This window comes from Peribacillus sp. ACCC06369, assembly GCF_030348945.1.
GTDB lineage: Bacteria > Bacillota > Bacilli > Bacillales > DSM-1321 > Peribacillus.
The window spans coordinates 5,451,586-5,466,422 of the sequence record NZ_JAUCEN010000002.1 but is presented as its reverse complement, the minus strand read 5'-3'; the positions used below and the strand labels follow the sequence as shown (position 1 = coordinate 5,466,422).

The 14,837-nt window shown below is 39.7% G+C and carries 16 protein-coding genes; 14 read left to right on the top strand and 2 right to left on the bottom strand.

The features are described 5' to 3' along the window. The first annotated feature begins 953 nt into the window (after positions 1-953). The 7 genes from rpmH (at position 954) to rsmG (ending at position 7,497) form a co-directional block, all read left to right on the top strand. Complete coding sequence (gene rpmH / locus QUF78_RS27705) at positions 954-1,088, top strand: 50S ribosomal protein L34 (RefSeq protein WP_034316183.1); 135 nt, start codon at positions 954-956, stop codon at positions 1,086-1,088. 80 nt (positions 1,089-1,168) lie between these two features. Further along, the gene (rnpA, locus tag QUF78_RS27700; protein ID WP_289327203.1) at positions 1,169-1,525 is read left to right on the top strand and encodes a ribonuclease P protein component; all 357 of its coding nucleotides are present in this window, start codon (positions 1,169-1,171) and stop codon (positions 1,523-1,525) included. A 178-nt stretch (positions 1,526-1,703) separates the two neighbouring features. Next, complete coding sequence (gene spoIIIJ, locus QUF78_RS27695; RefSeq protein WP_289327202.1) at positions 1,704-2,492, top strand: YidC family membrane integrase SpoIIIJ; 789 nt, start codon at positions 1,704-1,706, stop codon at positions 2,490-2,492. Next, complete coding sequence (gene jag, locus QUF78_RS27690) at positions 2,489-3,109, top strand: RNA-binding cell elongation regulator Jag/EloR (protein WP_289327201.1); 621 nt, start codon at positions 2,489-2,491, stop codon at positions 3,107-3,109. The genes spoIIIJ and jag overlap by 4 nt, the downstream gene beginning before the upstream one ends. Before the next feature lie 347 nt (positions 3,110-3,456). Then, positions 3,457-4,842 carry a tRNA uridine-5-carboxymethylaminomethyl(34) synthesis GTPase MnmE gene (mnmE, locus tag QUF78_RS27685; protein ID WP_289327200.1) on the top strand — a complete coding sequence of 462 codons (1,386 nt, stop codon included), beginning with the start codon at positions 3,457-3,459 and terminating at the stop codon, positions 4,840-4,842. A gap of 21 nt (positions 4,843-4,863) precedes the next feature. After that, the gene (mnmG, locus tag QUF78_RS27680) at positions 4,864-6,750 is read left to right on the top strand and encodes a tRNA uridine-5-carboxymethylaminomethyl(34) synthesis enzyme MnmG (RefSeq protein ID WP_289314134.1); all 1,887 of its coding nucleotides are present in this window, start codon (positions 4,864-4,866) and stop codon (positions 6,748-6,750) included. A 30-nt stretch (positions 6,751-6,780) separates the two neighbouring features. After that, positions 6,781-7,497, top strand: a complete 717-nt coding sequence (rsmG, locus tag QUF78_RS27675) for a 16S rRNA (guanine(527)-N(7))-methyltransferase RsmG (RefSeq protein ID WP_289327199.1) — start codon at positions 6,781-6,783, stop codon at positions 7,495-7,497. A 165-nt stretch (positions 7,498-7,662) separates the two neighbouring features. Here rsmG and QUF78_RS27670 read toward each other — a convergent pair whose 3' ends face one another. Continuing rightward, a complete protein-coding gene (locus QUF78_RS27670; protein ID WP_289327198.1) occupies positions 7,663-7,824 on the bottom strand; it encodes a hypothetical protein in 162 nt (53 codons plus the stop codon). 77 nt (positions 7,825-7,901) lie between these two features. Here QUF78_RS27670 and noc point away from each other — a divergent pair, with 77 nt between their 5' ends. From noc to QUF78_RS27650, 4 genes are all read left to right on the top strand, one after another. Further along, complete coding sequence (gene noc / locus QUF78_RS27665; RefSeq protein WP_289314137.1) at positions 7,902-8,762, top strand: nucleoid occlusion protein; 861 nt, start codon at positions 7,902-7,904, stop codon at positions 8,760-8,762. Between the two features lie 261 nt (positions 8,763-9,023). Further along, the gene (locus QUF78_RS27660; protein WP_289314138.1) at positions 9,024-9,785 is read left to right on the top strand and encodes a ParA family protein; all 762 of its coding nucleotides are present in this window, start codon (positions 9,024-9,026) and stop codon (positions 9,783-9,785) included. Beyond that, positions 9,778-10,626 carry a ParB/RepB/Spo0J family partition protein gene (locus tag QUF78_RS27655; protein WP_289327197.1) on the top strand — a complete coding sequence of 283 codons (849 nt, stop codon included), beginning with the start codon at positions 9,778-9,780 and terminating at the stop codon, positions 10,624-10,626. The genes QUF78_RS27660 and QUF78_RS27655 overlap by 8 nt, the downstream gene beginning before the upstream one ends. A gap of 72 nt (positions 10,627-10,698) precedes the next feature. Further along, positions 10,699-11,400: a DUF554 domain-containing protein gene (locus QUF78_RS27650; RefSeq protein ID WP_289314140.1), complete on the top strand. Its 702-nt coding sequence runs from the start codon at positions 10,699-10,701 to the stop codon at positions 11,398-11,400. A 52-nt stretch (positions 11,401-11,452) separates the two neighbouring features. On the opposite strand, the gene yyaC is transcribed toward QUF78_RS27650, so the two are convergent. Beyond that, positions 11,453-12,088 carry a spore protease YyaC gene (gene yyaC, locus QUF78_RS27645; RefSeq protein WP_289327196.1) on the bottom strand — a complete coding sequence of 212 codons (636 nt, stop codon included), beginning with the start codon at positions 12,086-12,088 and terminating at the stop codon, positions 11,453-11,455. Positions 12,089-12,475: 387 nt separating this feature from the next. Between yyaC and QUF78_RS27640 the strand changes: the two genes are divergently transcribed. From QUF78_RS27640 to ychF, 3 genes are all read left to right on the top strand, one after another. Then, positions 12,476-13,312 carry a mechanosensitive ion channel family protein gene (locus QUF78_RS27640; RefSeq protein ID WP_289327195.1) on the top strand — a complete coding sequence of 279 codons (837 nt, stop codon included), beginning with the start codon at positions 12,476-12,478 and terminating at the stop codon, positions 13,310-13,312. 21 nt (positions 13,313-13,333) lie between these two features. Further along, complete coding sequence (locus QUF78_RS27635) at positions 13,334-13,531, top strand: DUF951 domain-containing protein (protein ID WP_289314143.1); 198 nt, start codon at positions 13,334-13,336, stop codon at positions 13,529-13,531. A 167-nt stretch (positions 13,532-13,698) separates the two neighbouring features. Further along, positions 13,699-14,799, top strand: coding sequence for a redox-regulated ATPase YchF (gene ychF, locus QUF78_RS27630; RefSeq protein ID WP_289314144.1), 1,101 nt, complete (start codon positions 13,699-13,701; stop codon positions 14,797-14,799). Positions 14,800-14,837: the final 38 nt, after the last annotated feature.

Here is a 14,837-nt window from a genome sequence, read left to right as displayed (position 1 = left end):
ACTTATCCCTCCTTTGCAAAATATTTTTAATAATAGTTTCTAAAATGTATAGGCACAAATAAACTCATCGATTGCCGTCTTTATATAAATTTTGACAGCAAAGGTTCGGTGAGCTGTATAAGGGATTTTTGTGTTGTGTAATGTGATGTCCCTAAAACTATATCTTGCGCTGTACAACCTTTGTACAGACTACATCTGGTAAGCCGGTGTAGATTTGGATGTTTATTCATCAACAGGTATTTTGAGAAATATATAATAAAGAAGAAAAAAGGGTTTTCGACAATATCCACCATCTGTGGACAAATTAATATACACAGGTCGAATAAGCTATCCACATGTTATACACAGTCTGTGGATAACCATTACCTGTTGATAAAGTTATTCAGAGTGAAAACACAAATATAATATCAGAAATTCAGGCGTCTTGCAATGGGTTAGAAAACTTTATCCACAACTTACCGAGCTTGTGGGAAAAACTTTTCCACAGGCTATTGTTATGTGCAAAAGTCTATAAATTGGGTTGTGGATAGAAAAAAACATGTCGAATTTTATCCACAGACCATGATTATGAATTGGATTAATTTAATTTTATTTTTGGATAAACCAAGTTGTTCAAGCTGGAAAACCTACATTGATAAAAATCGAATGATACATATTGAAGATGGTTTAGGTTCGTCCAAATTATGTCGGATGCTAGTCGATCAATTGAAGATACCTCGGGAATCTCATATATTTATTCGTGGAGGAATCGATGAAATTTTCCTCTCCCCAAAAATTTCTATATCAGTTCGGAGCAAAATCATTTACAATAGGCTAGGTAGTAAAAAAAGACCTACTGGACATTGAGCATTAAAAAGAAATATTTTTTTGGATGAGGTTGACAAGTAGAAACCTCCATCTATATAATTGTAAAGACTGTCTTTAACTGTTATTCCTCAGGGAGGTGTCATATAATGAAAAGAACTTATCAACCGAATAACCGCAAACATAGTAAAGTTCACGGTTTCCGTGCACGTATGAGCACGAAAAACGGACGTAGAGTAATCGCAGCACGTCGCCGTAAGGGCAGAAAAGTATTATCTGCATAGACCACTGAAAAGTCTCAGTGGTCTTTTTTCGCAAAATAAGGGATTTACTGAGACTCAATTCATGTAATGAAGGTGTAAAAATGAAAAAAAAGTTAAGGATTAAGAAAGAGGATGAATTTCAGCTTGTTTTTAAAAAAGGTGAATCTTCTGCTAATCGGCAATTTGTTGTCTATGTCCTTGAAAAGCCAGATCAGGATTATTTTCGGATCGGCCTTTCAGTCAGTAAAAAAATCGGGAACGCCGTTGTAAGGAACCAAATTAAAAGATACATACGGCAAGCGTTTTTGGAATTGAAAGAAGATATAGAAGAGGGTAAGGATTATATTGTGATTGCTCGAAAACCAGCGGCGGAGATGGACTTTTTCCAGGTGAAAAGCAGCTTGATCCACGTCCTGAAACGTTCTAAATCACTAAACTTTAAAATGAAAAAACAATAAAGTCCCCTTTATATCGAATACTAAGCATTCCTCGGATCATGTAGTTACTTGAGAAAAGATAATATAGAAAATTCCTATTGGAACTGTAGAAAAATGTGGATTACTTATGTGAAATCTGCTAATAAACAGTTCACAATTGTTTCAAAAAAGATTGATTGCAGTTAGGAGGAAATTACGGTTGAAAAAACGAATATTACTCATTATTGGACTAGCCTCGATAATGATGCTGTTAGCAGGGTGTACGGAAATTAAAGAACCTATTACTGCGGATAGTGAAGGTTTTTGGAATTCATACATTGTCTATCCATTATCAGCCCTGATCATTTGGCTTTCTGAAGCATTTGGCGAGAATTATGGTTTGGGAATCATCGGTGTTACATTAATCATACGCTTAGCATTACTTCCACTAATGATCAAACAGGTGAAAAGCTCGAAAGCAATGCAGGCCATTCAGCCTGAGATGAAAGAACTTCAAGCAAAATACAGCTCAAAAGATGCTGCCACACAACAAAAACTACAGCAAGAAACAATGGCTTTATTTTCAAAATATAATGTGAATCCATTGGCGGGATGTTTGCCGATAGTGGTGCAAATGCCGATTTTGATCGGATTTTACCATGCCATCAGCCGTACGGAAGAAATTTCTTTACATAGTTTTCTTTGGTTTGATTTAGGTTCCCCGGATCCTTTTTATGTTTTACCGGTGGTTGCTGGTATTACGACTTTTATCCAGCAGAAGATGTCCATGGCTGGAATGAACTCCAATCCACAAATGGCGGCACAAATGACGATGATGCTTTACATCATGCCAATTATGATTGTTGTTTTTGCTATTAATTTCCCCGCTGCTCTTTCTCTTTACTGGGTAGTAGGTAACCTTTTTGGTATCGTTCAAACATATTTCATTAAAGGTCCGGATCTTAGAAAAGCAGCTGCGGAAAACGCGGGAGGGGCAAAGAAAAAGTGAAAAAGGTAACTGCTACAGGACAATCTGTCGAAGAAGCAGTAAATTTAGCTTTAGCTCAACTGAACAGCACTAAGGATCGCGTGGAGATAGAAATAGAAGATGAAGGCAAAAAAGGATTTTTTGGTTTATTTGGTGCAAGGAAGGCGATTGTCCATGTGACATTGCCTGCCGATCCCATTGAAGAGACACTTGAATTTTTGAAGAATGTCAGCGTGGAAATGGGAGTCAATGCAGAAATTGATGTCCACCGTAAAGGTAAGAACGTAACATTCCATTTATCAGGTGAGAAAATAGCATTATTAATTGGAAAAAGGGGTCAAACACTAAATTCTCTTCAGTATTTAGCGCAGCTGGTTGCAAATCGATATTCGAAGCAGTTTTTGAATATTACTGTGGATGCAGAAGATTATCGAAATCGCCGCAATGAAACTTTAATCCAATTGGCTGATAGAATGGCAATTAAAGCCAAGAAAACAGGTAAGGCTGTTTCACTGGAGCCGATGCCTTCCTATGAACGGAAGGTCATCCATAATGCTCTCCTGCATTATCCAAAAATAAAAACAACTTCAAGTGGGACGGAACCATATCGCCATTTGGTCATTACTCCACTCAAATGAACCTTCTGCTTTAAAGCAGGGGTTCTTTTTTTTTAGGACATAATATCGATGTGTGTCGAATATCTTTTTATAAAAGGATAATTCAACAATTACTGACAACTCTTTTTATATTCCCATGATAAAGAAAAGGGAATGGAATAAAGGGAGGCTGGCGATATTTGTTATTCACATGTGGATAAGTTAAAATGAATGTTACAGAATATGGATTCATTGCATGTGGATAACCCTTGAAAGGAAGGAGTATCTACTTTTTTTCATGAATATACTGTGGTATTGTAGTAATTTAGGGATTCGACGATTTTATTATCAGAAAAAAATAGAAACATCAATATATAAGAGGTGAAAGCATGGAATTCGATACAATCACCGCTATCTCTACTCCCTTAGGGGAAGGGGCAATCGCCATCGTTAGAATCAGCGGTGATGAGGCCATAGAAATAGCCGATAGGATCTTTAAAGGACCAGGTGGAAAAGGATTGCTTGAAGTGAAATCACATACGATTCATTATGGCCACCTAATCCAGCCTAAAACAGGTGAAATCATAGAGGAAGTCATGGTTTCGGTCATGAAGGGTCCAAAGACATTTACAAGAGAAGATGTAGTTGAAATAAATTGTCACGGTGGAATAGTTTCGGTCAATCGGGTATTACAGCTCATTCTCTCACAAGGTGCTCGTTTAGCAGAACCTGGTGAATTTACGAAACGGGCTTTTTTGAATGGCAGGATCGATCTTTCTCAAGCTGAGGCCGTTATGGATTTAATCCGTGCTAAAACGGATAAAGCCATGAATGTTGCTTTAGGTCAAATGGAAGGCCGGCTTTCGAAATTAATCCAAAACCTACGTCAAGAAATTTTACAGACCCTCGCTCAAGTCGAGGTAAATATAGATTATCCGGAATATGATGATGTCGAAGAAATGACGCATCGTTTATTTTTGGAAAAAGGCATTTATGTGAAGACTGAAATAGAGAAACTGCTTCACACGGCCCAACAAGGGAAAATCTTGCGAGATGGGCTTGCGACGGTTATCATAGGGCGCCCCAATGTCGGAAAATCTTCTTTGCTTAACAGCTTGGTTCATGAAAATAAAGCGATTGTCACTGATATCCCAGGTACAACACGTGATGTAATTGAAGAGTATGTCAATGTTCGCGGTGTACCGCTTAAACTTGTCGATACAGCAGGAATACGCGAAACGGAAGATATCGTTGAACGAATTGGAGTTGAACGGTCCCGTGCAGTATTAAAAGAGGCGGATCTAATATTACTTGTATTGAACTATTCCGATGATTTTACAACGGAAGATGAAAAACTATTCCAAGCGGTTGATGGAATGGATGTTATCGTTATCATCAATAAAACCGACCTTCCACAGAAAATCGATTTGGCAAAGGTTAAGGAAAAGGCGGCATCCCATAAGGTTGTTTCCACTTCTTTACTTGAGGATAAAGGGGTCGATGAATTGGAAGAAGCCATCGCTTCACTATTTTTTGAGGGATCTTTAGAAACGGGAGACCTGACCTATGTTTCCAATGCCAGGCATATAGCTTTGCTAGGACAGGCATTACAGTCAATCGAAGACGCAATCGAAGCTATTGAAATGGGTACGCCGGTTGATTTGGTTCAAATTGATTTCACGAAAGCATGGGAGCTTCTTGGGGAAATCATTGGTGAAAGCGTTCAGGATAATTTAATCAACCAATTGTTCTCACAATTTTGTTTAGGAAAATAAGCGTAAAAGGAGGAAAAGGATATGCAATACGAAGCAGGTAGCTATGATGTCATTGTTATTGGTGCTGGTCATGCTGGTAGTGAAGCTGGCCTTGCGGCTGCAAGAGTCGGAGCTAAAACGTTGATGATCACCATTAACTTGGATATGGTCGCCTTTATGCCATGCAATCCGTCCGTTGGTGGGCCGGCAAAAGGTATAGTTGTTAGGGAAATTGACGCTTTAGGCGGTGAAATGGGGAAAAATATCGATAAGACCCATATCCAAATGAGGATGCTGAATACTGCTAAAGGTCCGGCTGTTCGAGCGTTGCGGGCGCAGGCAGATAAATTTCTCTATCAACAAGAAATGAAAAAGACGATAGAAGACCAAGAAAATTTGACATTGATTCAGGGAATGGTAGAAGAATTAATTGTTGAAAATGACGTTTGTACGGGTGTAATCACTAAAACTGGTGCGGTGTATCGTGCGAAAACTGTCGTAATAACGACGGGAACATATTTACGCGGTGAAATCATATTAGGGGAACTGAAATATTCAAGCGGTCCTAATAATCAACAGCCTTCCATCAGGCTATCTGAACATTTAGAGCAGTTAGGATTTGATTTGGTCCGTTTTAAAACGGGGACACCACCACGTGTGAATAGTTCTTCCATAGATTACAGCAAAACGGAAATTCAGCCTGGTGATGAAGTGCCACGTGCATTTTCTTATGAAACCACAAAGTTCATCACTGATCAATTACCTTGCTGGTTAACGTATACGAATGAGGGAACACATCAGCTCATTGATGATAATCTACACCGTTCACCAATGTATTCCGGAATGATAAAGGGAACTGGACCTCGTTATTGTCCTTCGATAGAAGATAAAGTCGTCCGTTTTAATGATAAACCACGGCATCAAATCTTCCTGGAACCTGAAGGTCGCAATACAAAGGAAGTTTATGTGCAAGGTTTATCTACCAGTTTGCCTGAAGATGTACAAGTGAAAATCCTACAAACCATTCCAGGCCTCGAAAAGGCGGAAATGATGCGTGCTGGATATGCAATAGAATATGATGCTATCGTTCCTACGCAGCTTTGGCCTACACTGGAAACGAAAAAAATCAAAAATCTGTATACTGCTGGCCAAATTAACGGGACATCCGGTTACGAGGAAGCAGCAGGACAAGGATTGATGGCCGGTATTAATGCGGGATTGAATGCAATAGGTAAAGAAGAACTGATTTTAAGCCGTTCGGATGCCTATATTGGTGTTCTCATTGATGACCTTGTAACGAAAGGTACGAATGAACCATACCGATTGCTTACTTCACGAGCAGAATATCGTTTATTGTTGCGTCATGATAATGCCGATTTGCGCTTAACGGAAATTGGATTCAATATCGGAATGATCCAAGAAGAACGTTATAATCGTTTCCTTTTGAAAAAAGAAGCGGTTGAAATGGAAAAAGAACGACTAAAATCAAATTTCATCAAACCGACTAAAGAGGTACAAGAAATCATTACAGCAAGTGGCGGCAGTGAGTTGAAGGATGGAATCCGTGCCTCTGATTTATTGAAACGGCCTGAGATGGATTATTCCCATATTCAGAAGTTGGCGCCAAGTGATGTCGAACTGAGCGATGAAGTGACGGAACAGGTCGAAATCCAGATCAAGTATGAAGGTTATATCGAAAAATCTCTACAGCAAGTCGATCGCCTGAAAAAAATGGAGAATAAAAAGATTCCAGAGAATATCGATTATGATGCAATTTCTGGTCTAGCAACGGAAGCACGTCAAAAATTAAAGCAGGTCCACCCGCTATCAGTAGCTCAGGCTTCAAGAATTTCCGGTGTGAATCCCGCTGATGTTTCCATTTTGCTTGTTTATTTGGAACAAGGTAAAATTGCCAGAGTATCTCAGTAATGGAAATACCCGAAAAGGATTGAAGAAAACATGAATATTGAACAGTTCCAACAAGCACTGCAGGAGAAAGGGATTGAGCTTTCTCCTCACCAGCTTGATCAGTTTGACACTTATTATCGATTATTGGTGGAATGGAACGAAAAGATGAACTTAACAGCCATCACTAATAAGGAAGAAGTTTATCTAAAGCATTTTTATGATTCAATCAGCGCAGCCTTCTATTTCGACTTTAACAAGTCATATCGAATTTGCGATGTTGGGGCTGGAGCCGGATTTCCGAGTATTCCATTGAAGATTTGTTTCCCTGATATCCACGTATCGATTGTGGATTCTTTGAATAAGCGAATCTCTTTTTTGAATCACCTTGCTGAGTCCTTACAATTAAAGGGAGTTTCCTTCTATCATGACCGGGCGGAAACCTTCGCCCAAAAACTGGAGCAACGCGAATCCTATGATATTGTCATGGCAAGAGCGGTAGCCAGGATGTCCGTTTTAAGTGAACTATGTTTGCCGCTTGTTAAGCCAAACGGGACGTTCATTGCCATGAAAGCGGCTAGTGCACAGGATGAAATGGACACAGGGAAAAAGGCCATTTTTACATTAGGCGGAGAAATCGAAGAAATTCATCCTTTCACATTGCCAGAGGAAAATAGTGAAAGAAACATCATTACAGTAAAAAAAGTGAAGAAGACTCCTAAAAAATACCCAAGAAAACCAGGGACACCGAATAAGCAGCCTATTGAATAACCTCTATTATATGGAGATGGTTTCATATTAAGCGTAAATGATTCGGATATATGGCTGGTACTTGCCCTAATTTTCTTTTACTATAAATGTACGAGCTTATTATCAATATTGTATTTGCCAACAAGAAGGCAATTTTTCGGTACAATGTCAAACGTGTGCCAGATTTTACAGTTGGGCTAGAAAGTCGGCGATTTTTCTTTTTGATTCAGGGAAATAATCTTGGGCAAGCCGGCGATATTTATAATAACTGGCCGTCAATTCCTCATTATTGCCTTGATGACGCCAGTCGACATGTTTTTCACAGTGAAGGGCCATATGTATAACCATGTCGGGAAATGTATGCAGGACTTGTCCTTTAAATAGAGAATATGTTATTTGGGAGTTTTAAAAGGTGGTGTAGGAAGATGAAGCATCCTTTTTCGCGGTTCTTTGGGTTTGGCGAAAAAGAAGAACAGCAACTAGAGATGGAGACACCTAGCAATAATAATGAAGAGATAAGAAAAATTTCCATTTCTGATATTGTGCCTAATCGATTTCAACCAAGGACAGTTTTTAATGACGATAAAATTGCTGAATTGGCTCAAACGATTCATACACATGGAATCATTCAACCAATTGTAGTAAGGGCTTATGGACAGGGGAAATATGAAATCATTGCTGGTGAGCGTCGTTTTCGAGCCATGCAAAAGCTTGGCTGGGAATTGGCACCTGCAATAATCAAAGATTTCACCGATACAGAAACGGCTTCCGTTGCGCTGATAGAAAACCTTCAGCGTGAAGAACTGACACCGATTGAAGAAGCTTTGGCTTACGGTAAACTATTGGAGCTGCATAGTTTAACCCAAGAAGCTCTGGCACAAAGACTGGGAATAGGACAATCTACCGTGGCGAATAAGCTTCGGTTGCTTAAGCTGCCCCAAGAGGTTCAAGATGCACTTCTTCAAAAGCAAATTACGGAACGCCATGCCCGCTCGTTGATACCGTTAAAAAGTCCAGAAAAGCAGCTTAAACTGCTTTTGGAAATCATCGAAAAGGGGTTAAACGTCAAGCAGACCGAAGAGCAGGTCGTCAAGCTCTTAACGGGTACTGTGCAAAAGCCGAAACCTAAGCGGAAAGCGTTTAGTAAAGACATGAGGATTGCCGTGAATACTATACGCCAATCACTCAGTATGGTTACAGACAATGGAATAAATTTGGATGCAGAGGAAGAAGAATTCGAGGAGTATTATCAATTCACGATTAAAATACCTAAGAAAAAAACTTGATTCCCTATCCTTAACCCTGCTTGGTAGTCTCTGATTACCAAGCTTTTTTTATTTTGTCGCCAACACTGGCATTTGCCATCTCAAAAAGGTTTCAATTTTCCCGGTATTTAATGCTGTTTAGATATATTTCAATTTTTAAGAGGAATTTAAGAAAACGATTTCTTCCAGTAACATTCATGATAAAATAGAAAGAAATAAATGGATTTACGGTAAAAGTTAATAGATATAGCGTGATGAAGATAGTTGAAAGCAGGTGAATTCGTGGGTAAGATTCTCGCCATTGCCAATCAAAAAGGCGGTGTTGGAAAAACGACAACTTCTGTCAGTCTGAGTGCTTGTCTTGCATACATTGGACAGAAAGTCTTAATGGTCGATATCGATCCGCAGGGAAATGCTACAAGCGGGGCAGGTATCGATAAAGCAGATGTGGAACAATGTATTTATGATGTATTGGTTGATGATGTCGAGGCCAGTACCGTCATCATGGAAACAAAGGTAGAAAATTTATATGCTATACCTGCGACCATTCAACTTGCAGGTGCTGAAATTGAACTTGTTCCAACCATCTCAAGGGAAGTCCGATTAAAAAGGGCATTGGAAGAGGTGCAAAGCCAATATGATTACATTGTGATTGACTGTCCTCCATCATTGGGTTTGCTCACGCTTAATGCATTAACGGCAGCTGATGCCGTTTTGATTCCTGTACAATGTGAATATTATGCACTGGAGGGCTTGAGCCAACTTTTGAATACGGTCCGTCTCGTCCAAAAGCATTTGAACCATGATTTGAAAATCGAGGGTGTGCTATTGACGATGTTGGATGCCAGAACAAACTTAGGTATCCAGGTTATAGAAGAAGTCAAAAAATACTTTCAGGATAAAGTCTATCAAACCATCATCCCCCGCAATGTCCGTTTGAGTGAAGCACCGAGCCATGGGGAACCAATAATTATATATGATCCAAAGTCACGAGGAGCGGAGGTCTATCTAGAACTGGCAAAGGAAGTGGTATCAAATGGCTAAAGGACTTAACGCACTTTTCAACAATGGGGAAATCAGTAAAGATGAAATCGTGCGCGAAATCAAATTAAGGGAATTAAGGCCAAATCCTTATCAGCCCCGAAAGAGCTTCCGACTTGAAGCTATAGAGGAATTAAAGCAATCTATCATGGAACACGGGATATTACAGCCGATTATTGCCCGGAAAAGCATTAAGGGATATGAAATCGTGGCAGGGGAAAGGCGTTATCGTGCTGCTAAGGAAGCGGGTTTAAAGACAGTTCCGGTTGTTGTGAGGGAATTGAATGAACAGCAGATGATGGAACTGGCGATTTTGGAAAACCTGCAACGGGAAGATTTAAATCCGATTGAGGAAGCGGCTGCTTATCAAACACTTCTTGAAAAATTGGAATTTACCCAGGAGCAGTTGGCCAATCGCTTGGGTAAAAGCCGACCCCATATCGCGAATTATGTCAGATTACTGTCTTTGCCTGAAGGGATTAGGAGTTATATCTCCGATGGGGAAATTTCCATGGGGCATGGCCGAGCATTACTGGGTTTAAAGAAAAAAGAGATGCTAAAGCCAGTAGTGGATAAAATCCTTAAAGAAGGAATGAATGTCAGACAGCTAGAGCAATATATACATCAATTGAATGATACCGTTTCACGTGAAACCAAAACTAAGAAACAAGAGAAAAAGGATATATTCATAAAGCAGCGGGAGTCAAGTCTGCGTGAAAGACTAGGAACGAGTGTAACGATAAAACAAAGTAAGAAAAAAGGGAAAATAGAAATCGAATTCTTCTCAAAAGAAGATCTAGAGAGAATTTTGGACTTGATCGATCAAGAGAACCTTTCCTCTTAGATTGCCTTTATGAAAAGATAGTGGCAACAGAAGTTAGATCTATTTTTCACTGTAGAAAATTAGGTGGATGAGATGGTATTATTAGGGGCTTTGGTGAATGGTGCCTGCATTTTAATCGGTTCGATTTTGGGAAGGTTTTTACAACATATACCTGAAAAGATAAAAGAAACGGTCATGAGCGGGATCGGTTTAGCCGTCATGGTCTTAGGCTTGCAGATGGGGCTGAAAAGTGATCAGTTCCTCATTGTCATTTTAAGTATTGTTGGAGGGGCAGTCCTTGGCGAATGGATGGATCTTGAGGCAAGGCTTAATTCTTTAGGCAATTGGATTGAACGCAGGATGAAAGCGACTGAAGGAACTTCGATATCTCAGGGGTTTGTAACGGCTACACTCATATTTGGCATTGGGGCGATGGCCATTATCGGTGCCCTGGATAGTGGTATCCGGAATGATCATGACGTTTTGATAACAAAAGCGATCATCGATGGATTTACAGCGCTGGTCCTCGCCAGTACGCTTGGCATAGGTGTACTTTTTTCAGCATTTCCAATCATTCTTTATGAGGGATTTTTAGCAATTTTTTCAAGACAAATCAATACGATGATCCCAACCGCTTTAATGGATTCCTTCATATTGGAGATGACGGCAACTGGAGGAGTCATGATTTTAGCCATTGGTTTGAATATTATCGGTGTCACCAAAATAAGGGTGGCCAATCTGCTTCCAGGCATAATGATTACCGTCATTCTGGTTACTATCATGTATTATGTATAAAAAAGAAGGAAGGGGTAAACCCTTCCTTCTTTTTTATGATCAGAAATACCAATCAAAGGGATTTTTCTTGCTTGAATGACCATGTGAAAGGAGTGATGGAAGGTTTTACTGGATAATGATCTTGTGCTTCGGAAATTCCTTCGGCGATGGTTTTGGCCATCTTCAGAACCAGATTAAGACGAGTGTTTTGTAAAACCATGAACTCCATGAATCCACTTACATTCACGATTCCTGTAATATGGGCATTTCCAACGGAAGGAAGTTCTTTATTGACTCCAGCACCTGGTTTCACTGGTCCTTGACCGATTTGAACAATACCCACACTTTTCATTTTGCCTAAACAAGCGTCGATTCCGACAATAAAGGGATTGGTATGAATCTTTTTTATTTCATTTAATTTTTCCTGTAAATTCATCGCATGAATAGGGTCATCCAGAGTACCGTACACATGGAATGTAGAAGAACCGCTTCCAGCTTTTTCACTAAGCAGAGTGCCGACAAGTGGTCCGAGGGAATCGCCTGTAGAACGGTCTGTGCCTATACAGACGATGACGATTGGTTGAAGCTTTCCAGTTGGTAGAAGGTTGATTAATTCCTGGGAAATTTGTTTGGATGCATCCGTATCTTCATGCAGGATGCGACTCAATCTATTTTTATTATTATTAAATAGACTAGAATTCAGATTCATCGGCTCCACTCCTTTACTTTATTTGGTATTACAGTATACGGATAATAAGGGAAAAATATACGGTATTTAACGTAATGGATGAGGGAATTTTTTGTAGAACATGCAAACAGGTGAAGGGGAAATGGATTGACGTCCTTCCTCTACCAATTGCTTTCATTAATACATTCTATTAGAAAAATACTTGATTAATTCGGAAAAAACTTCTAATTCCTTTACCTATATACCCATATTTTTTTTGTACAGAAACCCTTATTTATTGATAAAATAGAGAAAACTTCTCTTATTCAGGGTTATCTCACAGCAGTAGGGGTAGAGGACTACGTCTATATGGAAAAGTCATAGAGAAGATATAAAAGTTTTGCAGTTTGCATTAGGCAGGAGGAAAAGATGGATCGCATTTATGATAACGTTACAAAAGAGATATTGGATGAAAAGGTATGGCTGCTGATGGGCGAGGGCATTATTAAAATCTTCCTTGTTCTGTTATTATCGCGTATTATTATTTCAATAGGAAAGACGGTTATAAATAAATTTTTCGCGGTTCGCTTAAGAAGTCCTATTCGTGTTTCAGAGCGTAGAGAAACGACACTCATTAAGTTGCTGGAAAATATTGTAACTTACGTTATCAATTTCATTGCCTTGATAATGATTCTTGAAATTTTCTCATTCGATGTAAAGGCCTTACTGGCTGGAGCTGGTATTCTTGGTTTGGCAGTTGGGTTTGGTGCTCAAAGTTTGGTCAAGGATATAATTACAGGGTTTTTCGTCATTTTTGAAGATCATTTCTCGGTTGGGGATTATATTAAAATAAATAATTTTGAAGGGGAAGTCATTGAAATCGGGCTTCGTACTACGAAAATTAAAAGTGGTGCAGGGGAATTGCACTTCATACCCAACGGCAGCATCATCCAGGTTACGAATTATTCCATTTTAAACAGTATGGCTGTGGTTGATGTGACCATACCTAACGATGGGTCGGTCGAGCTTGCTGAGAAGGTGCTGATTGAACTCTTAAGCAGTATGGAAGGCAAATATGAAGCCTTGATTAAAGCACCTGAATTTTTGGGAATCGAAACAATAAGTGCTGAAGAAATCGTCCTTCGGATTACAGCGGAAACAAAGCCAATGCATCACATCGAAATCAGTAGGATATTAAGAAAAGAAATAAGTGCTGCGCTTGATTTAAGTGGGATTAAATCTACGTACAATGGCAGCGAGTCATAGGAATTAGGGGGGCTCATGGTTATGGAGGAGAAAGAATTTGGGCTTAAGGATGTTGTGGAAATGAAAAAGCCGCATCCCTGTGGAATAAACAAGTGGAAAATCATTAGGCTTGGTATGGATATCCGGATAAAATGTGAAGGTTGCGGTCATAGCGTAATGCTGCCTCGACGTGAATTCGCGAAGAAAATGAAAAAAGTTCTGCAAAAGCATGAGGAGTGATCATGCTTTTTTTTTTGGAATGAAAGTAGTCCTGCCATCTCAATGATTTACTTGTCTTTTTAGGGAGCGAAATCTATAATTGGGAAAGGTTTAGGTAATTGGATGGTCTTTATAGAAGATCAGTCTTTTTCCATATGTACGAATTATCTTGAAGGAGTGAAATATAAATGGCTTTAACAGCTGGTATAGTTGGTTTGCCTAACGTAGGTAAATCCACTTTATTTAATGCAATTACTCAGGCAGGTGCGGAATCTGCCAACTATCCTTTCTGTACGATTGATCCAAACGTCGGGATTGTGGAAGTGCCGGATCACCGTCTGCAAAAATTGACTGAATTGGTTAAACCGAAAAAGACGGTTCCGACAGCATTTGAATTCACGGATATCGCCGGGATTGTAAAAGGAGCAAGTAAAGGAGAAGGACTGGGTAATAAATTCCTTTCCCATATCCGTCAAGTGGATGCCATTTGTCAGGTCGTCCGATGTTTCGCAGACGATAACATTACTCATGTTTCCGGAAAAGTAAATCCAATCGATGATATCGAAGTCATCAACCTTGAATTGATCCTTGCCGATTTGGAATCCGTTGACAAACGCATCGACCGTGTCGGAAAAATGGCCAAGCAAAAAGATAAAGGCGCAGTGGCAGAACATGAAATTCTTGTGGCTTTAAAAGAGGCATTGGAAGATGAAAAACCAGCCCGTTCAGTTGAATTCACTGAAGAACAGCAAAAAATCGTGAAGGGCATGCATTTACTTACAGCGAAGCCGACGCTTTATGTGGCGAATGTGAGCGAAGATGAAGTGGCTAATGCTGACGATAATGAATATGTTCAGCAAGTTCGTGAATATGCTGCTAAGGAAAATGCCGAAGTAATCGTAATTTGTGCCAAAATCGAAGAAGAAATTGCAGAGCTTGAAGGTGAAGAAAAGGAAATGTTCCTATCTGAACTTGGCATTGAGGAGTCAGGTCTTGACCAGTTGATCCGTGCTTCATATAATCTGCTTGGATTGGCAACATACTTTACGGCTGGTGTACAGGAAGTGCGTGCATGGACATTCCGGAAAGGTATGAAGGCCCCTCAATGTGCAGGCGTCATTCACACGGACTTCGAACGTGGTTTCATCCGTGCCGAAATCGTTTCTTATACCGATTTGCTTGAAGCGGGTAGTCATGGTGCTGCAAAAGAAGCAGGAAAAGTTCGTTTGGAAGGAAAAGAATACATCGTTAACGATGGCGATGTAATCCATTTCCGTTTTAACGTTTAAGATTCAACTCCAGTCTGAAAGATCCTACAGCTCCATAT